We start from the raw sequence: 18663 nt of genomic DNA, 5'->3' as shown, positions 1-18663 counted from the left end.
CCCCCCCCCCCCCCCCCCCCCCCCCCCCCCCCCCCCCCCCCCCCCCCCCCCCCCCCCCCCCCCCCCCCGCCGGGCTGTCCGGAGGGGCCGTCGGACGGGGGCGTCAGGAGGAGCCGAAGCCGACCCGGCGGGGGCTCTCGGCCGCGATCTCGACGTAGCCGAGCACGCCGGACGGCACGACGACGCGGCGTCCGCGCTCGTCGACGAGGTCCAGGACCGCCGAGCCGGACAGGGCGGCGTCGACCGCGCTGCGCACCTCGTCGGCCGACTGCGACGACTCCAGCACGATCTCCCGCGCCACGTTCTGCACGCCGATGCGGATCTCCACAGCTGCTCTCCTCTGGTCGGGTGGCGGGCCGCGGACGGCTCCCCGGCGCTGCTCGCCGCGGGGGCCCGCCTGCGGCGAACCTAGCCCCGGCGCGCCCGGCGGGCCGCCCCCGGGCCGCGCTGTTCGCCAGCGGCGCAGCCGGTGCCGCGGGTCGGGCGGGCCGTGCGGACGGGGAGCAGGGCGGACGGGGAGCGGGGCGGACCGGGAGCCGGCGGTGCTGGTCCTCAGCGCTCCTGGCGGGGCAGGCCCCGCAGGCCGCGCCACACGAGGGAGGAGATGAGCGCGGCGGCCTCCTCGCGCGGCACCTCTCGCCCGGCGGCCACCCACGAGCGCGCGGCGACCTGGGCGCTCCCGGCCAGCGCCACGGACAGCACGTGGGCGCTGGCGCGGGGCAGACCGCTGTCGGCGGCGACGACGTCGGCGATGGCGGCGGCGCACGCGGACTCGAGCGCGTCGAGCCGCTCCCGCACCGCGGGGTCGCTCGTGAGGTCGGACTCGAAGACGAGGCGCGCGCCGTCGTCCTCGTCGACGAAGGCGAAGTAGGCGCCGATCGTCGCCGCGACGCGGACCCGGTTGTCGTCCGTCCCGGCCAGGGCCGCGCGCACCGCGGCCTCGAGGTCGGCGCAGGCCCGGTCGACGACGGCGAGGTAGAGCTCGCGCTTGCCCGGGAAGTGCCGGTAGAGCACCGGCTTGGTGATGCCGGCGCGCTGGGCGATCGCGTCCATGCCGCTGCCGTGGTAGCCGGCCCGGGCGAAGACGCGCTGGGCGGCGCGCAGCAGCTGCGCGCGCCGGTCGGCGCGCCCCAGGCGCCCCGGGGCCGTCGCGGGACCGGCCGGTGGCGCGCCTGCAGCGCCGTCCGGGGCGCCGTCGGGGTCGTCCTGGAGGCGGTCCACGGCTCCTCCTCGGGGCGGGCGTCGTCGGTCGGTGCGCTCGTCGGCGGGCCTGCCCGCCCCCGGCAGCCGCCGATCGTAGGCTGCGCCGGGTGGTGAGCAGGAGGGTCGTCCGCCGCCGCCGCCAGGTGCTCGCCGGCGGCGTCGGCGTCCTGGCGCTCGGCGCGGCCCTGGCCCTCGCGGGCGGCGGCGACGACGACCCGAGCGCCTCGGGGACGGGGCGCCCGACGGCGTCCGCGGCCTCGGCGGCGGACGAGCCCTCGACCGCCCCGGCCGCCGGCGCGACCGACGGCCCCGACGGCGGGGCCCGGCCGGACGTCGGGGCGGACGTGGGGCCGGACGCGGCCGCCGGGCCGGTGCGCCCGGCGGGGCCCGACGAGCGCGCGGGGGTCCTGTCGGCGGACGTGCCGGACGCGGGGACGGGCCGGCTCGTCACCGTGCCGGGCACCGCGCCCGCGTCCTCGCCCGAGGCCGGTGGGGACGCGCGGGTGGTGCAGGTGCGCGTCCAGGTCGAGGAGGGCCTGCCGGCCGACGCCGCCGCGGTCGCGGGCACCGTCATGGACGTCCTCGGCGACCCCCGGGGGTGGGGCCGCGACGGATGGGCCTTCGCCCGCACCGACGACGCGGACGGGTCGCCCGAGCCCGACGTCACGGTCGTCCTGGCGAGCCCCCGCCTCACCGACGAGCTCTGCGCGCCCCTGCGGACGCAGGGGGTGCTGTCGTGCCGGAACGGCGAGCGCGCGGTGCTCACCTGGTACCGCTGGGCGGGCGGCGCCGAGGCGTACGGCGAGGACCGGGAGGGCTACCGGCGCTACCTCGTCTCCCACGAGGTGGGCCACTTCCTGGGCCACGGCCACGAGCCGTGCGCCGGCCCGGGCGAGCCCGCGCCCGTCATGCTCCAGCAGACGAAGGGGCTGGACGGGTGCACGCCCCAGCCGTGGCCGCACCCGTGAGCGCGACGACCGGGGCCCTCCCGCCGCTCGTCGCGCCCGGCCCGCCGCTCGACGCCGAGCGCCGCCGGCGGGCGGCCCGCCACCTCGTGCTCGCCGAGCTGGGGGAGGAGGGCCAGCGGCGCCTCGCCGCGGCGCGGGTGCTCGTCGTCGGGGCGGGCGGCCTCGGCTCCCCCGTCGTGAGCTACCTCGCGGCCGCGGGCGTCGGGACGCTCGGCGTCGTCGACGACGACGTCGTCAGCACCTCCAACCTCCAGCGCCAGGTGCTCCACGGGGCGGCGGACGTCGGGCGGCCCAAGACGGCGAGCGCCGCGGACGCCGTCCGCGCCCTCGACCCGGGCGTGGGGGTCGTCGAGCACGGCCGCCGGCTCGCGGACCCCGACGAGGCGGCCGAGCTCGTGCGCGGGTACGACCTCGTCGTCGACGGCGCCGACAACTTCCCGACCCGCTACCTCGTCGCCGACGCCTGCGCGGCGGCCGGCGTGCCGGAGGTGTGGGGGTCTGTGCTGCGCTGGGACGGCCAGGTCAGCGTCTTCTGGCCCGGCCGCGGGCCGACGTACCGCGACCTCTTCCCCGCACCGCCGCCGACCGGCTCCGTGGCCTCGTGCCAGGAGGCCGGCGTGCTCGGGGCGGTGTGCGGCGTCGTGGGCTCGGTCATGGCGGCCGAGGCCGTCAAGCTCCTCACCGGCACGGGCCGCCCGCTCGTGGGGCGCGTCGTCGTCCTCGACGCCCTCGCGATGTCGTGGCGGGAGCTGCCCCTGCGGGCCGGCGGACGCGACGCCGCCGCGGCCGCCCCGCCCGAGGAGGGGCGGCGGCGCGGCGACCACGGGCAGGTCGTCGCCGCCGACCGTCCGGGCGTCCCGGAGGTGGCCCCCGAGGACCTCGACGCCCTCCTGGCCTCGGGCGCGGCCGTGGTGGACGTCCGCGGCGAGGCCGAGCGGGCCGCCGCGCCCGTGCCCGGCGGCGTCCGCGTCGACCTGCACGAGGTGCTCGCCGCGCCCGGCCGGCGACCGGCGGCCCTGGAGGAGGGCGGCGCGCTGGCCGACCTCGACGCGGGGGCGCCCGTGGTCGTCGTCTGCTCCACGGGCGTGCGGTCGCTGCTGGCGGCCGAGCAGCTGCAGGACGCCGGCTTCGCGCGGGTGCTGCACCTGCGCGGCGGCGTCACCGCCTGGCTGGAGCGGTAGGTGGTCGGCCCGCCGACGGTCGGCGCGCCAGGTCGTGGCGCGCTCGGCGGAGGTCGGCCGGCGGGGCGCCGGCTGCGCGGGGAGGAGTGGACGCGCGCCGTCCTCGACCTCGTCGAGCAGGTGCCGCCGGGGCGCGTCCTCACCTACGGCGACGTGGCGGAGCTGCTCGGCAGCGGCGCCGCGCGGTCGGTGGGGCGCACGATGGCGCTCCACGGCGCCGAGGTGGCGTGGTGGCGCGTGGTGCGGGCCGACGGCACCCTGCACGACCCCCTCGTCCCGCGGGCGGCCCGCGAGCACGAGCGCGAGGGCACGCCCCGGCGCCCGGGCGGCGCCGTGGACCTCGAGCGGGCCCGCTGGGACGCCGCGGGGTGGGACGGCGCCGCGGGCTGAGGTCCGCCCCGCCCCGCACCGCCGGACGCCGGGCGGCGCGGCGGGAGGGGCCGGTCCCGAGGTCGCGCCCCGCTGTCGGGGGCGCGTGCTTGGCTGGCGACGTGGTGGACGAGCAGCGCAGCGGGTCGGCACCGGCGGGTCGCGGGCGCCCGGGGGCGTCCGGCGCGGTGCGCCTGGTCCGCCGCTCCCGCCCCGCGCCCGCCCTCCCGGTGGACGACGCGCAGCAGCGGGCCGTCGTCGCCTGGCCGCCCGGCGCCGGGCGGCTCGTCGTCCTCGGCGCGCCCGGCACGGGCCGCACCACCTCCCTCGTCGAGCTCGTCGCCGCCCGCGTCGAGCAGCACGGGGCCGACCCGGGGTCGCTGCTGCTCCTCGCGCCCGGCCGCCTGGCGGCGGCCTCCCTGCGCGACCGGGTCGGCGAGCGCCTGCGCCGCACGGCCGTCGAGCCCGCCGCCCGCAGCTGGCACGCCTACGCCTTCTCCCTGCTGCGCCGCACGGCGCTCTCCCGCGGCGAGCCCGCGCCGCGGCTCGTGTCGGGGCCGGAGCAGGACAGGGTCATCGCCGACCTCCTCTCCGGCCACGCCGCCGGCCGGGGGCACCGGCCCGGCTGGCCGGCCGGCGTGCTGCCCGCGCTGGGCCCGTCCGGCACCGGCCTGCGCGGCCTGCGCGACGAGCTGCGGGACCTGCTCATGCGCTGCCTCGAGCGGGGCACCACGGCGGGGGAGCTCGCCGACCTCGGGCGCTCCGCCGACCGCCCCGAGTGGGTCGCGGCGGCCTCCGTCCTCGCGGAGTACGAGGAGGTGGCGGCCCTGCGCGGCGGGGGCGCCCACGACCCCTCGGCGCTCGTCGACGCCGCGGCCCGCCTCCTCGAGGAGGACGAGGAGGTGGCCGACGCGGAGCGGGCGCGCTGGAGCCTCGTCGGCGTCGACGACCACCACGAGGCCGGCGCCGCCGTGGCCCGCCTCCTCGCGGCGCTGAGCCCCTCCGGCGCGGCGCCCGACCTCGTGGTCACGGGGGACCCGGACTCCACCACGCAGTCCTTCCGCGGGGCCGACCCGGCCCACCTCGCGGAGCTGGCCTCGCGCTCGCGCGTCGTCGTCCTCGGCACCCGTCACCGGTGCGGCCCCGCGCTGGCCGCCGCCGTGCGCCGGGTGGCCGACGGCGTCCCCAGCGCGGGCCTGGTGGCGCAGCGCCGCGCCGCCGCCGGCCCGCCGCCCGCCGCCGGGCCCGGTGAGGACGGGCGCGAGGAGCCGCTCGCGGTGTCCCGCGCCGTGCTCGCGTCCACCGCCGCGGAGGGCGCGTACGTCGCCCACGTGCTGCGCGAGGCGCACCTGCTGGGCGGGCTGGCCTGGGACCGGATGGCGGTCGTCGTCCGCAGCGCCGGGCGCACGGGCGGCCTGCGGCGGGCCCTCTCGGGCGCGGGCGTCCCGGTCGGTGACGCCGGGCCGGGCCTGCCGGTGCGCGACGAGCCCGCCGTGCGCCCGCTGCTCCTCGCGCTGGCCGTCGCGCTCGACCTGCGGGCCGGCACCCGCGAGCACCTCGACGCCGACGCGGCGGTCGCCCTGCTCACCTCGCCCCTGGGCGGGGCCGACCCGGTCTCCCTGCGGCGCCTGCGCCGGCGGCTCCGGGCGCTGGAGCGCGAGGCCGCCCCCGACGCGCCGCCCCGCAGCAGCGACGAGCTGCTCGTCGCCCTCCTCGCCGACGAGGCCGGGCCCGCCGCGGCCCGGGCCCTCGCCGAGGACGACCGCGACGTCGCGCCTGCCGCCGCGGTCCTGCGCGTGCTGCGCGCGGCCGTCGCCGCTCTCCCGCCCTCCGCGCCGGCGGCGTCGACCTCGCCCGGGGAGGGCGGCGGCACGCGCGGGGCCGGCGCGCCGCCGCGCGCGAGCAGCGGCGACCCGGGCGACGCCGAGGAGGTGCTGTGGGCCCTGTGGTCGGCCAGCGGCCTCGGGCCGCGCTGGCGCGAGCAGGCGCTGGCCGGGGGAGCCGCCGGGCGCCGGGCCGACCGCGACCTCGACGCCGTCGTCGCGCTCTTCGAGGCCGTGGCCCGCTTCGCCGACTCCGCCGTCGTGCGCGGGCCGCGGGCCCTGCTGGCCCAGCTCGCGGGGCAGGACCTCCCGCAGGACACCCTCGCCGAGCGCGCGCCCGCGGGCGGCAGCGTCGCCCTGCTCACGCCGCAGGCCGCGGCCGGCGGGGAGTGGGACCTCGTCGTCGTGGCGGGCCTGCAGGACGGCGTCTGGCCCGACACGCGCGTGCGCGACGGGCTGCTCGGCGCGCAGGCGCTCGTCGACCTCCTCGCGGGGCGCGGCGACGGCGGGGCGCGCAGCGCCGGGGCCCGGGCCCAGGTGCTGGCCGACGAGCGCCGTCTGCTCCACGTCGCCGTCTCGCGGGCGCGGCGGCGGCTCGTCTGCACGGCCGTCGCGGACGGCGACCTGCGCCCCTCGCCCTTCCTCGACGTCGTGGTGCCGCCGCCCCCGGCCCGGGGGGACGGAGGGCCCGACGGCGAGGCCGACGGCGAGGAGGAGCGCACGCGCGTGCCCCGCCAGGTCTCGCTGCCCGCGCTCGTGGCCGAGCTCCGCCAGGTGCTCACCACGCCCGACGGCGGCCGCGACGGCTCGGGCCGGGCCGTCGACGAGGAGCGGCGCGCCGGCGCGGCCGCCGAGCTCGCGCGCCTCGCCGCAGCGGGCGTGCCCGGGGCCGACCCCGACGACTGGTACGGGCTGGCGCCGCTCAGCGACCCCGGGCCCCTGCAGCCCGGCGACGAGCCGGTGCCCGTGTCGCCGTCGAAGGTCGAGCAGCACGGCGCCTGCCCGCTGCGCTGGGTGCTCGAGGCGTCGGGCGCCGTCGCGCAGGAGTCGTCGTCGGCGGGCGTCGGGACGCTGGTGCACGACCTCGCGGCGACCGCGCCGGACGCGGACCGCGCCGCCCTCGGCGCCGAGCTCGACCGCCGCTGGCACGAGCTCGGGGTGCCGGCCACCTGGCCCGGTCGGCGCGAGCGCGCCCGGGCGGAGCGGATGCTCGACAACCTGGCCCCCTACCTCGCCACCTCGGGCGGCCGCGAGCTGCTCGGCACGGAGGTCGAGGTCCGGGTGGCCGTCGGCCGGGCGCTGCTCACGGGTCGGGTCGACCGGCTCGAGCGCGACGCGCAGGGCCGCCTCGTCGTCGTCGACCTCAAGACGGGATCCGCCGCGGCGAAGGCGGAGCTTCCCGAGCACCCGCAGCTCGGCGCGTACCAGGCGGCCGTCGAGGCGGGGGCCTTCACCGAGGTCGCCCGGTCGGGGGAGGCCCGGTCGGCGGAGGACGGGTCGGACGGGCACGGGGCGCGCAGCGGGGGCGCGCGCCTCGTCAACGTCGCCCCGACGCGGGGCAAGGCCCTCGAGCAGGCGCAGGCCCCGCTCGAGGCGGCCGAGGACCCGGGCTGGGCCCGCGCGCTCGTCGAGCGCACGGCCGAGGGGATGGCCGGGGCCACGTTCCCCGCCCAGGACGGCCCCCAGTGCCGCACCTGCCCCGTGCGCACCTCGTGCCCCGTGCGCGCCGAGGGCCGGCAGGTGGGCCCGTGAGCGGCGCCGGGACGACACGTGGAGGTGCTGCCCCCGCGGCGGGCGCGGCGGGCGAGCAGCTGGGCCTGGACCTGCCGGGCCCGGGCCCGGCGCCGGCGCCGCGGGTCCCCGACGCGCTGGAGGTGGCGCGGCTCCTGCGCCGCCACCCGCCCACCCCGGAGCAGCGCGCCGTCGTCGAGGCGGCCCCCGAGCCGCTGCTCGTCGTCGCGGGCGCCGGGTCGGGCAAGACGGAGACGATGGCCGCCCGCGTCGTCCAGCTCGTCGTGTCGGGGGCCGTGGCGCCCGACCGCGTCCTCGGGCTGACCTTCACGCGCAAGGCCGCGGGCGAGCTGGCCGAGCGCGTCCGCCTGCGGCTGCGGGCCCTGCGGGCGGCGCTCGACCCCGCCGGCGACGCCTCGGCGCCCGTGGTCCCGGACGGCGAGCCGGTCGTGGCCACGTACCACTCGTACGCGGCCGGCGTCCTCGCCGAGCACGGGCTGCGGGTGGGGGTCGAGCCGGGCGCGCGCGTGCTCGGCGAGGCGGCGGCCTGGCAGCTGGCCTCCGAGGTCGTCGAGCGGTGGACGGGGGACCTGCCGGGCGTGGACTCCGCCGTCTCCACGGTGGTCCAGGGCGTGCTCTCCCTGGCCGCCGAGAGCGCCGAGCACCTCGTCGAGCCCGACGAGCTCGACGACGCCCTGGGCGAGGTCCTCGAGCGGGTGGGCCGGCTGCCGAAGGACGAGGCGGGCGGCGCGCCCGCGCGGCCGACGCCGTCCTCGCCCCTCGGGAAGGCGCTCGGGGCGCTGCGCGCCCGGCGCGCGCTCGTGCCGCTGCTGCACGCCTACGCCGAGCGCAAGGCCGCCGCCGAGGCCCTGGACTTCGGCGACCAGGTGCGCCTCGCCGCGCTCGCCGCGGCGCGCGCGCCGGCCGTGGGGGCGGCCGAGCGCGCCCGGTACGGCGTCGTGCTCCTCGACGAGTACCAGGACACGAGCCACGCCCAGCTCGAGCTCCTCCGCAGCCTCTTCGGCGGCGGCCACCCCGTCACGGCGGTCGGGGACCCGCACCAGTCGATCTACGGGTTCCGCGGCGCGAGCGCCGGCGCCCTCGAGCGCTTCGGGGAGCACTTCCCCCGGGCCGACCGGACGCCCGCGCGGGTGCTGCACCTGTCGACGAGCTGGCGCAACGACCGGGCGGTGCTCGTGGCGGCCAACGCCGTCTCGGCCCCGCTGCGGGACGGCGGCGCGGAGGTCCCGCCCCTCGGCGCGCGCCCGGGCGCCGGGCCGGGGGAGGTCCGCGTCCGCTGGTCGGGCACGGCGGCCGACGAGGCGGGCGCCCTGGCCGCCGCCGTCGCGCGCGAGTGGCGCGCCGACGGGCCGCGGCCCACCGCCGCGGTGCTGTGCCGCCGCCGGGCGCAGATCCCCGCCGTCGAGCAGGCGCTGCGCGCGGAGGGGCTGCCCGTCGAGGTCGTCGGCATGGGCGGGCTCCTGGAGCGGCCCGAGGTGCTCGACGTGCTGGCCGTGCTGCGGGTGCTCCACGACCCCGGCCGCGGCGACGCCCTCGCCCGCCTGCTCACGGGCCCGCGCTGGCGCCTCGGGCCGCGCGACCTGCGGGCGCTCGGGCGCTGGGCGCGGCGCCTGGCGGCCGAGGCCACCGGCGTCCCCGCCCCCGCGCCGGCCGGGCCGGGCCTCGCGGACGACGAGGAGGCGCACGGTCCGGGGCCGGAGGCGACGGCGGCACCGACGTCGACGGGAGCGGCGCCGGGACCCGCCCGTCGGGACCACCCGGAGCCGTCGGAGGCCGGCGGCCTCGTGGAGGCGCTGGCGTCGCTCGTCGACGACCGTCCCGACGGGCGGGGGCGCCACGGGCTGTCGCCGGAGGGCCACCGCCGGCTCGTCCGGCTCGCGCGGGAACTGGCGGGCCTGCGCGCCCGCGCCGGCCAGCCGCTGCCCGACCTCGTGGCGGACGTCGTGCGCGCCGCGGCCCTCGACGTCGAGCTGGCCGCCGCCCCCGGCACGGCGCCGTCGGCGGCGCGCGCCCAGCTCGACGCCTTCGTCGAGGTCGCGGCCGCCTTCGCCGACGCGGCCCGCGGCGCCTCCCTCGGGGGCTTCCTCGCGTGGGTCGACGCCGCCGCGGCCCGCGAGCGCGGCCTGGAGCAGGCGGAGGAGGACGACCCGGTGGGCGAGCCCGACGAGGTCGAGCCGAGCCGCACGGCCGTCCAGGTGCTCACCGTGCACGCGGCGAAGGGGCTCGAGTGGGACGTCGTCGCCGTCCCGGGCCTGGCCGAGGGCACCTTCCCCAGCCGCGCCGGCGGGGGCCGCGCCTCCGGCGCCGGCGCGCCCGCGGACACGGCCTCGGGGTGGCTCGTCGGGCTCGACGCGCTGCCCTACGAGCTGCGCGGGGACGCGCCGTCCCTGCCACGCTGGGCGTGGCGGACGGCGACCTCGCTGGCCGACCTCACGGCGCTGACCGCGGCGTTCAAGGAGGAGTGCGGCGCCCACGCCGTCGCCGAGGAGCGGCGGCTGGCGTACGTGGCGCTGACGCGCGCGCGGCGGCTGATCCTGCTCTCGGGAGCGTCCTGGACGCCGGGGCGGTCGACGCCGGTGCGCCCGTCGCGCTTCCTCCTCGAGGTGGCGGCCGCGCTCGGGGCCGAGGTGCTCGACGAGGTCGAGCGCGCCGCCGCGGAGGCCGGCGACGGCGTGCCGCCGCCCGAGCGCGCCACGGCGCCGTGGCCCGACCCGGCGGGCCCGCCCGCCGCCCTGCGGGAGGCCGCCGCGGCGGTGCGGGCGGCGGCGCGCGCCGAGGGGCCGGCTCCCGCCACCGAGTGGACCCGCGAGGTCGACCTCCTCCTCGCCGAGCGGGCGGCGGCCCGCCGGCCCGTGCGCGACGTCGAGCTGCCCCCGCACCTGTCCGCCTCGCGGCTCGTCGCGCTGGCGCGCGACCCGGGGGCCCTGGCGCTGGCCGTGCGCCGTCCGGTGCCCTCGCCGCCGGCCCGGGCCGCGCGGCGGGGCACGGCCTTCCACGCCTGGCTGGAGCAGCGCTGGGGCGCGGCCCCCCTCGTCGAGCTCGACGACCTGCCGGGCGCGCAGGACGAGGGGGCGGCGGACGACGCCGCGCTGCCGGCGCTGCAGGCGAGGTTCGAGGCGTCGGAGTGGGCGTCGCGCACGCCCGTCGCGGTCGAGGTGGCGGTGGAGACGCCGGTGGACGGCACGGTGCTGCGCGGACGCCTGGACGCCGTCTTCCGGACGCCGTCGGGCGGGTACGAGGTCGTGGACTGGAAGACCGGCCGCCCGCCCGCGGCGGAGGACGCGGCCGCGGCGGCCGTGCAGCTCGCCGTGTACCGCCTGGCGTGGTCGCGCGTCGCCGACGTGCCCCTCGAGCAGGTGTCCGCGGCCTTCTTCTACGCGGCCACGGGCACCACGGTGCGCCCGGTCGAGGGCCTTGACGAGGCCGCGCTCGTCGCCGTCCTGCGCTCGGCGGCCGTGCTGCCGCCGGAGGGCTGAGGCCCTGAGGGGCCGGCGCCGCTCCCCGTCGCTGGTGGGCGTGCGCCGCATCAGCCCCGCGCGGGCACCTCGAGGTCGACGCACAGGGGGCGGTGGTCGCCGACGCCGAGCGCGAGGTCGACCTCCCCCGTGCGCCAGGGCAGGAGCGGGTGGTCGCGCCGGTCGCCGGCGGGCGGCAGCGCGAGGACGTGGTCGAGCTGCCGGGTGGGCTCGGGCAGCGGGTAGGTGGGCCGGGTGACGAGCGCGCGGGCGCGCAGGACGCGCGCGGGCAGCGAGCCGGGCAGGTTGAGGTCGCCCACGAGCAGCACGGGCCCCGGCAGGGAGGCCGCCCAGGCGCGCACGGCGCGCAGCTGCCGCAGGCCGACCGGGGGCGCGAAGGACAGGTGGGCCGCGACGACCGTGACGCCGTCGAGCTCGGCGGCCACGGCGACGCGGGGCTCGTCCTGCACGACGAGCAGCCCGGGCCGGTCCGTCGTCGGGTGCCGCACGGGCAGCGGGAGGGGCAGGCCGCCGGCGCGCAGGGGCAGGGCGCTCCAACGGCGCACCGGGCGGCGCACGAGCAGGGCCGTGCCGTAGCGGGGGCGGTCGTCCTCGGGCCAGCGCGGGTCCTCGAGGCGGCCGGCGACGGGCAGCTGCTCGGCGCCGGAGCCGGGGATCCCGAGGACGGTGGGGGCGAAGCGCCAGTCGACGTCGCCGCCCGCGGCGGCCAGGGCCCGCGCGACGACGGAGGGCTGGTGGACGCCGCCGGAGCGCTCGGCGCCGACGTCGAGCTCCTGCACGGCGAGGACGTCGGGCGCGACGTCGCCGAGGGCGGCCAGGGCCGCCCCCAGGGCGTCGGCGTCGCGCACGTGGCTCGGCCGCGTGGGGTCCGAGGCGCCCGACGTCGAGCTGCCGTCCTCGGCGGGGGGGCCCGAGGAGGCGTCCGGGGGAGCGCCGGGCGGGGCCGTGCCCGGCCCGCGGCCGGAGGCGATGTTGGCCGTGGCGACGCGGAGCCTCAGAGCGCCTCGCCCCCCACGTCCGCGTCCAGGTCCCGCAGCATCTGCACGGCGTCGTCGACGACGGACGCGTCGTCGGTCCGGACGCCGTGGAGGAGCCAGCGCACGAGGGCCACCTCGCCGGACAGCTGCGCCCGCACCGGCAGGTGCCGGTCGGGCTGCTCGTGGCGGGCGACGGCGTAGGCCTCGAGGACGGTGTCGAGCGCGTCCGTGTCGGCGCCGACGGCGACCCACGCGAGGTCGTCGGCCGGGTCGCCCACGCGGGCCTCGCCCCACTCGACGACGCCCGTGACGTCGCGGCCGTCGGCGAGGACGCGCTCGGGCGTCAGGTCCCCGTGCAGCAGGCACGGGGAGAAGCGCCAGCGGCCCACGTCCTCGGTCGCCTTCTCCCACCGGCTGAGCAGGCCCGGCGGCACCTGCCCCGTGCTGGCGGCGCGGTCGAGCTCGACGAGGCGGCGCTCGCGGTGCTCCTCGGCGGTGTAGCCGGGCAGACCGACCTCCTCGGCCAGGGAGGCCGGCAGGTCGTGGAGACGGCCCAGGGCCGTGCCGAGGGAGGAGGACAGGCCGGGCCCGGGGTGCAGGTCGCCCGGGTGCAGGGGCCGCCCCGGCAGGCGGCGGTGCACGACCGCGCGGCCGCCGCCCTTGAGGGCGGCGCTGCCCGCCGGGTCCGGCACCGCGAAGGGGAGGGCGTCGGGCTCGAGCGCGCGCAGGCGCCGCAGCAGGGCCACCTCCTGGTCGAGCAGGAGGCCGGAGGCGGCGTCGACGGGCGCGCGCACGACCCACTCGGCGCCCGCGTCGTCGGCCACGACGGCCGCGTCCACCTCCTCGCCCACGCCGTCCTCGACGCCCGCGCGGCGGGCTCCAGAGACCACGAGCCCGGGGACGGCGGCGCTGGCGAGGGCCGCGAGCACGAGGGGGGAGCGGGGCACCGGCACACGGTAGACGCCCGGGGCGCTCCCGCACGCCCGGCGCGGCGCCCCGGGCGGGTGGCCCGTGCTGGTGGCCGCGGGTGGTCCGTGGGAGCCCCCCCGGGCGGAGGGGCGAGCGGACGGCGGGGCGGGCCTCGGCGGGCGCGGCCGCCCGGTGGCCCGACGCGCAGGCGCGCCTACGGTGGCGGGGTGAGCCCCCTGCGCAGCCTCCTGCTCTCCCGCTCCGCGGTCGACCGGGACGGCGAGCGCCGCACCGACCCGGGGCTGCTCGAGGCGCTGTGGGCCGACCCCGCGACCCGGGTGCTGCGCGTGCGGCCCGACGGGTCGGCGCCCCTGCGGGCCCGGACCGAGGGGTCGGGGGAGGCGGCCGCCCTCGAGCTCGTCGCCCCCGCCGACGTCGCCCGCGCCCTCCCCGAGCCCGGACCGGTCGTCTACCTGGGCCGGGAGGAGGACGGCACCGCCCACGTGGCGGTCGAGGTGCCGGACGACCAGGAGGTCGCCGACGCCGCCGGGTGGCCCGTGCGCTCCGGCGACGAGGAGTGGGCGGGGCTGCGCGCCGTCGCGGCCGACCTCGACGACCGCGACGCGGGCCTGCTCGTCGAGGCCGTCGGCGTCCTCAACTGGCACCGGGTGCACCCGCACTGCCCCCGGTGCGGCTCGCGCACGGCCGTGACGACGTCGGGGTGGACCCGCACGTGCCCCGTCGACGGCAGCGAGCACTACCCCCGCACCGACCCGGCGGTGATCATGGCGGTCGTCGACGAGGACGACCGCGTCCTCCTCGCCCACAACGCGCTCTGGCCCGCGGGCCGCTTCTCCGCCCTCGCGGGCTTCGTCGAGCCCGGGGAGCCGCTCGAGGCGGCCGTGCGCCGGGAGGTCCTCGAGGAGGTCGGCGTCGTGGTCGGCGAGGTCGAGTACCGGGGGAGCCAGCCGTGGCCCTTCCCCGCGTCGCTCATGCTCGGCTTCACCGCCCGCGCCGCCTCGACGGGCGTGCGCGTCGACGACGTCGAGATCTCCGACGCGCGGTGGTTCTCCCGCGAGGAGCTCGCGGCCGCCGTCACCTCGGGAGAGGTGCTCCTGCCGCCGTCGACGTCGATCGCCCTGCGCCTGGTGGAGCACTGGTACGGCGAGGAGCTGCCCGCGCGCCCGTCCTGGTGAGGGCCCGCGCTCGCTCGTGGCGCCGGCGCCCGCGCCAGGGCGCCCGGGCCCCGGCGGTCAGGCCCCGGCGGTCAGGCCCCGGCGGTCAGGCCCCGGCGCTCGGCACGTCGCCCGTGACCAGCGCGGGCCGGCGCGGGTCCTCCGCGCGGACGACGAGGTCGGCGCGCGGGGCCGGGTCGGTCTCCTCGACGTAGAGGGCCCAGGCCCCGGTCTGGCGGTCGGCGTCCGCCGGGGGCAGGCGCCGGCGCACGGCGGCGTCGGAGACCAGCAGGTGCACCGACAGGTCGAGGGCGTCGGCGGTCTCCCACCGCAGCAGGAAGGGGCCGTCGAGGACGAGCACCGAGCCGGGGGGCGCCGTCCGCCGCGCGGCGCGGGTGGCGCGGTCGGCCCGCTCGTCCCACAGCGCGGGCAGCCAGGTGCCCGCGCCGCCGGGCCCCAGGGGGTCGAGCACCTCGCGGCGCAGCCCCAGGTGGTCGGTCCAGCTCGTGTACCCGGTCTCGGGGTCCGCGGGGCCGGTGGACAGGCGCACGGAGCGGGGGCGCAGGAAGTCGCGGGCGCGCACCCGCAGCACGCCGGCGCCCTGCGCGGCGAGGGCCTCGGCGACGGCGTCCGCCACCAGCTCGCCGTCGGCGGGGACGGCCGCGTCGACGCCGACGCGGACCGCCGCCCCCGCGCCCGGGTCGTCGCGCGCCGCGAGCGCAGCCGCCATGGCGCGGTCGGCCACGCGGGCGGCCAGCACGTCGAGCGCCAGCGGCTCGGCCACCGCGGTGCGGTGGCCGGGCGCCGCACCGGCAGGTCGTCGGGCCACGGGTCCTCCGTCCTCGGGCGTCGTCGCCGCCGTCGGCCCGGGTGACGCGGTGCGCCGCCCGGGCCGGTCGCTCAGAGGTGGCTCTTGACCTCGGCGAGCGAGGGGTTGGTGGCCGTCGAGCCGTCGGCGAACAGCAGCGTCGGGACGGTCTGGTTGCCGCCGTTGACAGACGCGACGAACTCCGCGGTGCCGGGCGTCTCCTCGATGTTGACCTCGGAGTAGGAGATGCCCTCGCGGTCCATCTGCCGCTTGAGGTTGCGGCAGTACCCGCACCAGCTCGTGGTGAACATCGTGACGGCCCCCTCGGCGGGGCGGTGCTCGGTGCTCGCGCTCATCAGCTCTCCTCGGTCTGCGCGGGGCCGCCTGGCACCCGCTCGGTCTGCGGACGTCGGTGGTGCGCGGTGCCCCTGCGGGCCCTCGCCGTCCACCGTCGCGCGGTGCAACGCGGCGGACGGCGCACGTCATCCACCGCGGAGCCCGTCGTCCACCGCCGGAGCCCGTCGTCCACCGCGGGCCGCGGGGCGGCGGACGCCGTCGGCGGGCGGTGCGAGCATGGGCCCCGCCATGACGACGCCCGCCGCCCCCCGCCCCGCCGGTGACCCCGACGCGGTCCTCGAGGCCCTCGACCCCGAGCAGCGCGAGGTCGCCCGGGCCCTGCAGGGCCCGGTCCGCGTGCTCGCCGGCGCGGGCACCGGCAAGACGCGCGCCCTCACCCACCGCATCGCGCACGGCGCGCTCGCGGGGGCCTGGCAGCCCACCCAGGTGCTGGCCGTCACCTTCACCGCGCGCGCCGCGGCGGAGATGCGCACGCGCCTGCGCGACCTCGGCGTCCCGGGGGTGCAGGCCCGCACCTTCCACGCGGCGGCGCTGCGCCAGCTGCAGTACTTCTGGCCGCAAGCCGTGGGCGGCGCGCTGCCGCCCCTCGTCGAGCACAAGGCGCAGCTCGTGGCCCAGGCGGCCTCCCGCCTGCGCCTGCGCGTCGACCGCGCCGCCGTCCGCGACCTGTCGGCCGAGGTCGAGTGGGCCAAGGTCGGGATGCTCACGCCCGACGCCTACGTCGAGGAGGCGCGCCGGCGCGGCCGCTCGGCGCCCGCCGGGCTCGACCACCTGGCCGCCGCCCGGGTGCTGCGCGGCTACGAGGAGGTCAAGACCGACCGCGGCGTCATCGACTTCGAGGACGTCCTGCTGCTCACCGTCGGCATCCTCGAGGAGCGCGAGGACGTGGCCCGGACGGTCCGCTCCCAGTACCGCCACCTCGTCGTGGACGAGTACCAGGACGTCAGCGGCCTGCAGCAGCGCCTCCTCGAGCTGTGGCTCGGCGAGCGCGACGACGTCTGCGTCGTCGGCGACGCCAGCCAGACCATCTACTCCTTCGCGGGCGCCGACCCCCGCCACCTGCTCGACTTCGACCAGCGCCACCCGGGCACGACGACGGTGCGGCTCGTGCGGGACTACCGGTCCACCCCGCAGGTCGTCGGCCTGGCCAACGGCCTCCTCGACCGCGCCCCGCGGGCGGCGACGCGCGCCCGCGTCGAGCTCGTCGCCCAGCGCCCGCCGGGCCCCGCGCCGGAGTTCTGGGAGAACGCCGACGACGACGCCGAGGCCGCCCGCGTGGCGTCCTGGGTGGCCGACCGGATCGCCGAGGGCCACCCGGCCAGCGAGATCGCCGTCCTCTTCCGCACCAACAGCCAGTCCGAGCCGCTGGAGCAGGCGCTGTCCGCGCGCGGCGTCGGCTACCTGCTGCGCGGCGGCGAGCGGTTCTTCGCCCGCAAGGAGGTGCGCGACGCCGTCCTCCTGCTCCGCGGGGCCGCGCGCTCGGACGACGGCGAGCAGCCCCTCGGCGCGCTCGTGCGCGACGTGCTGTCGGGAGCCGGCTGGTCCGAGCAGGCACCGTCGGGGTCCGGCGCCGTCCGCGAGCGGTGGGAGTCGCTGCAGGCGCTCGTCGCGCTCGCCGACGACGTCGCGGCGGCCCGCCCGGAGGACCGGCTGCCGCAGCTCGTGGCCGAGCTCGACGAGCGGGCGCAGGCCCAGCACGCGCCGGTCGTCGAGGGCGTCACGCTGGCGTCCCTCCACGCCGCCAAGGGCCTGGAGTGGGACGCCGTCGTCCTCGTGGGCCTCTCGGAGGGGCTCGTGCCCATCTCCTTCGCGGCCGACGACGCCGACGCCGTCGAGGAGGAGCGCCGGCTCCTCTACGTCGGCGTCACCCGCGCCCGTGAGCGCCTCGTGTGCTCGTGGACCCTCTCCCGGACGCCGGGCGGCCGCGCCTCGCGCAAGCCGTCGCGCTTCCTCGACGGGCTGCGGCCCGCGTCGGGCTCGGACGCAGTGCCCGGTCGGGCGGGCGGCGGCGGCCGCGGGGGCCGGTCGGGGCGCCGGGGGGCGACCCTCAGCCGCTGCCGGACCTGCGGCGAGCCGCTGACGACGGCGGCCGCCCGCAAGACGGGCCGCTGCGAGGACTGCCCGCCGACCTACGACGAGGGCGTCTTCGAGGCGCTGCGCGAGTGGCGCTCGCGCACGGCGTCCGAGGCGAAGGTGCCGGCCTACGTCGTCTTCACCGACGCCACGCTCGTCGCCGTCGCGGAGGCGCGCCCCGCCGACGCCGCCGGGCTGGCGGCCATCGCCGGCATCGGCCCGGCGAAGCTGGACAAGTACGGCGAGAGCGTCCTCGCCGTCCTCGCCGCCGGCGCCTGACCCGCCGGGGGTGCTCGGGCGCCCCGTCGCCCGGCCGCGGCGTGGTGGCCCCGTCCCCGCGGGGCCGCGTGAGGACCCGTCCGGAAAAAGACGTTGTGCTGGTCCGCGGGACGCCCTTAGCGTCCTCCCCGGAAGCGCAGGAGCGCGCCCCCGCCAGCCGCGGAGGGCGCCGAGCAGGGCGAGGAGGTGGTCCCCGGTGGTGAGCACGACGAACGACGTCCGCACGGGCCGCGTCCGCACCGCCGAGCACCTGCTCGTCGTCGGCCGCCCCGTCGCCCGCGACGCCGCCCTCCCCGTGAGCGCGCCGCGCCTCGCGCCCGTCGCGGGTCGGCCGGGGGGAGAGCTCCGTCCGCAGGACGGCGCCGTGCGCGCTGGTCGCGCCCTCGGCGGCCTCGAGCCCACCACCTCCTCCGCGGACCTCACCAGCCCCGCGAACGGCGCCTCCGGCGCCCTCATCGCGAACGGCGCCTCCGGCGCCGAGCGTCCCTTCCGCTCCTGCGGGACCCCCGTCCCCGGCAGCGCTCCGACCGGCACGGCCCCCTAGGCCGCCGCTCGAGGCCCTGCCGAGGCCGCGGCTCCCGACCCGGGAGCCGCGGCCTCTCCCGTCCCACCGCCGCGGCTCCTCCTGACCGCCCCCGCCCGACGTCCTCGGGCAGCACCACCAGGAGAAGACCCGTGCAGCTCACGGCCATGCTCGAGCCGACCGCCCGAGGCGTCGACGACCTCTCCGTCCCCTGCCGGGACGGCGAGGGCGACCTCTGGTTCGCCGAGGCCCCCGCCGCCCTCGAGGAGGCGAAGGCGCGCTGCGCCCCCTGCCCCCTCCGGGAGGCCTGCCTCGCCGGCGCCCTCGACCGGCGCGAGCCGTGGGGCGTCTGGGGCGGCGAGATCTTCGACGGCGGAGCCGTCATCGCCCGCAAGCGGCCCCGCGGCCGCCCCCGCAAGCACCCGGTCGCCGTCGCCTGACGGCGCCCGCCGCACCACCCGCTCTCGCACCACGCCCGACGACCCGCCCACCGGGCGGGAGGGCCTGCCCCCAGGAGCCGCCATGACCACCCGCCCCACCTCCCTGACCCTCTTCCCCGACACCGCCGGCGTGATGGCCCGGCCGACGGCGTCCCCGACCACCTCGGCCGTCCTGTCGGCGCGGGCTCTGCGCGGGTCCCGCGACGAGCGGCGCGTCGCCGACGCGCTCGCCCGGCGCGCCGCCGAGCGCCTCCAGGGGCGCGCCGACCGGGCCGCCGCGCGGGCCGCCCGGGCCCGCTCGCGGGCCGAGCGCGCCGCCGTCCTCGCCCGGGCGTGACGCCCGGGCCCGG

At 80.7% G+C, this 18663-nt stretch carries 16 protein-coding genes; 10 read left to right on the top strand and 6 right to left on the bottom strand.

Translation table 11 applies throughout. From position 1 onward, the window contains the following. Positions 1–103: 103 nt before the first annotated feature. Both WDV85_RS01945 and WDV85_RS01940 read right to left on the bottom strand, forming a co-directional pair. The gene (locus WDV85_RS01945) at positions 104–328 is read right to left on the bottom strand and encodes a DUF3107 domain-containing protein (RefSeq protein WP_171204237.1); all 225 of its coding nucleotides are present in this window, start codon (positions 326–328) and stop codon (positions 104–106) included. A gap of 224 nt (positions 329–552) precedes the next feature. Then, entirely contained in the window at positions 553–1134 is a 582-nt protein-coding gene (locus tag WDV85_RS01940) for a TetR/AcrR family transcriptional regulator (RefSeq protein WP_445263169.1), read from the bottom strand. A 176-nt stretch (positions 1135–1310) separates the two neighbouring features. Here WDV85_RS01940 and WDV85_RS01935 point away from each other — a divergent pair, with 176 nt between their 5' ends. The 5 genes from WDV85_RS01935 to WDV85_RS01915 all read left to right on the top strand — a co-directional run bounded on the left by WDV85_RS01935 (position 1311) and on the right by WDV85_RS01915 (position 10772). Next, a complete protein-coding gene (locus tag WDV85_RS01935; RefSeq protein ID WP_339569004.1) occupies positions 1311–2171 on the top strand; it encodes a DUF3152 domain-containing protein in 861 nt (286 codons plus the stop codon). Next, complete coding sequence (moeB, locus tag WDV85_RS01930; RefSeq protein ID WP_339569003.1) at positions 2168–3352, top strand: molybdopterin-synthase adenylyltransferase MoeB; 1185 nt, start codon at positions 2168–2170, stop codon at positions 3350–3352. The genes WDV85_RS01935 and moeB overlap by 4 nt, the downstream gene beginning before the upstream one ends. Next, positions 3353–3742, top strand: coding sequence for an MGMT family protein (locus WDV85_RS01925; RefSeq protein ID WP_339569002.1), 390 nt, complete (start codon positions 3353–3355; stop codon positions 3740–3742). Between the two features lie 101 nt (positions 3743–3843). Next, positions 3844–7296 carry a PD-(D/E)XK nuclease family protein gene (locus tag WDV85_RS01920; protein ID WP_339569001.1) on the top strand — a complete coding sequence of 1151 codons (3453 nt, stop codon included), beginning with the start codon at positions 3844–3846 and terminating at the stop codon, positions 7294–7296. A gap of 59 nt (positions 7297–7355) precedes the next feature. After that, on the top strand, positions 7356–10772 hold the full coding sequence (locus WDV85_RS01915; RefSeq protein ID WP_445263168.1) for an ATP-dependent helicase: 3417 nt from the start codon (positions 7356–7358) through the stop codon (positions 10770–10772). A 50-nt stretch (positions 10773–10822) separates the two neighbouring features. On the opposite strand, the gene WDV85_RS01910 is transcribed toward WDV85_RS01915, so the two are convergent. Together WDV85_RS01910 and WDV85_RS01905 are read right to left on the bottom strand one after the other, a co-directional pair. Next, the gene (locus tag WDV85_RS01910; protein WP_339568999.1) at positions 10823–11620 is read right to left on the bottom strand and encodes an endonuclease/exonuclease/phosphatase family protein; all 798 of its coding nucleotides are present in this window, start codon (positions 11618–11620) and stop codon (positions 10823–10825) included. Between the two features lie 146 nt (positions 11621–11766). Further along, complete coding sequence (locus WDV85_RS01905; protein ID WP_339568998.1) at positions 11767–12696, bottom strand: phosphotransferase; 930 nt, start codon at positions 12694–12696, stop codon at positions 11767–11769. Between the two features lie 189 nt (positions 12697–12885). On the opposite strand from WDV85_RS01905, the gene nudC reads away from it, so the two are divergent. Next, positions 12886–13854 (top strand): NAD(+) diphosphatase, encoded by a 969-nt coding sequence (nudC, locus tag WDV85_RS01900; RefSeq protein WP_339568997.1) that lies wholly within the window; start codon positions 12886–12888, stop codon positions 13852–13854. 85 nt (positions 13855–13939) lie between these two features. Here nudC and WDV85_RS01895 read toward each other — a convergent pair whose 3' ends face one another. Together WDV85_RS01895 and WDV85_RS01890 are read right to left on the bottom strand one after the other, a co-directional pair. Further along, positions 13940–14662, bottom strand: a complete 723-nt coding sequence (locus tag WDV85_RS01895) for a hypothetical protein (RefSeq protein ID WP_339568996.1) — start codon at positions 14660–14662, stop codon at positions 13940–13942. Between the two features lie 71 nt (positions 14663–14733). Beyond that, on the bottom strand, positions 14734–14997 hold the full coding sequence (locus WDV85_RS01890) for a mycoredoxin (protein WP_171201899.1): 264 nt from the start codon (positions 14995–14997) through the stop codon (positions 14734–14736). Positions 14998–15226: 229 nt separating this feature from the next. Between WDV85_RS01890 and WDV85_RS01885 the strand changes: the two genes are divergently transcribed. The 4 genes from WDV85_RS01885 to WDV85_RS01870 all read left to right on the top strand — a co-directional run bounded on the left by WDV85_RS01885 (position 15227) and on the right by WDV85_RS01870 (position 18650). Further along, positions 15227–17350, top strand: a complete 2124-nt coding sequence (locus WDV85_RS01885) for an ATP-dependent DNA helicase UvrD2 (protein ID WP_339568995.1) — start codon at positions 15227–15229, stop codon at positions 17348–17350. A gap of 196 nt (positions 17351–17546) precedes the next feature. Then, positions 17547–17894 (top strand): hypothetical protein, encoded by a 348-nt coding sequence (locus tag WDV85_RS01880; RefSeq protein ID WP_339568994.1) that lies wholly within the window; start codon positions 17547–17549, stop codon positions 17892–17894. A 146-nt stretch (positions 17895–18040) separates the two neighbouring features. Continuing rightward, entirely contained in the window at positions 18041–18313 is a 273-nt protein-coding gene (locus tag WDV85_RS01875) for a WhiB family transcriptional regulator (protein WP_171201901.1), read from the top strand. A gap of 82 nt (positions 18314–18395) precedes the next feature. Further along, positions 18396–18650 (top strand): hypothetical protein, encoded by a 255-nt coding sequence (locus WDV85_RS01870; RefSeq protein WP_339568993.1) that lies wholly within the window; start codon positions 18396–18398, stop codon positions 18648–18650. The last annotated feature ends 13 nt before the right edge of the window (positions 18651–18663 follow it).

Source organism: Pseudokineococcus sp. 5B2Z-1, from assembly GCF_037482305.1.
Lineage (GTDB): Bacteria > Actinomycetota > Actinomycetes > Actinomycetales > Quadrisphaeraceae > Pseudokineococcus.
This window is presented reverse-complemented; position numbering and strand designations above follow the sequence as displayed.

Bases quoted from the DNA above. Each gene is read 5' to 3' on its own strand.
- WDV85_RS01890 (WP_171201899.1), bottom strand. From the start codon at position 14,997: ATGAGCGCGAGCACCGAGCACCGCCCCGCCGAGGGGGCCGTCACGATG.
- WDV85_RS01885 (WP_339568995.1), top strand. From the start codon at position 15,227: ATGACGACGCCCGCCGCCCCCCGCCCCGCCGGTGACCCCGACGCGGTC.
- WDV85_RS01875 (WP_171201901.1), top strand. From the start codon at position 18,041: ATGCTCGAGCCGACCGCCCGAGGCGTCGACGACCTCTCCGTCCCCTGC.
- WDV85_RS01870 (WP_339568993.1), top strand. From the start codon at position 18,396: ATGACCACCCGCCCCACCTCCCTGACCCTCTTCCCCGACACCGCCGGC.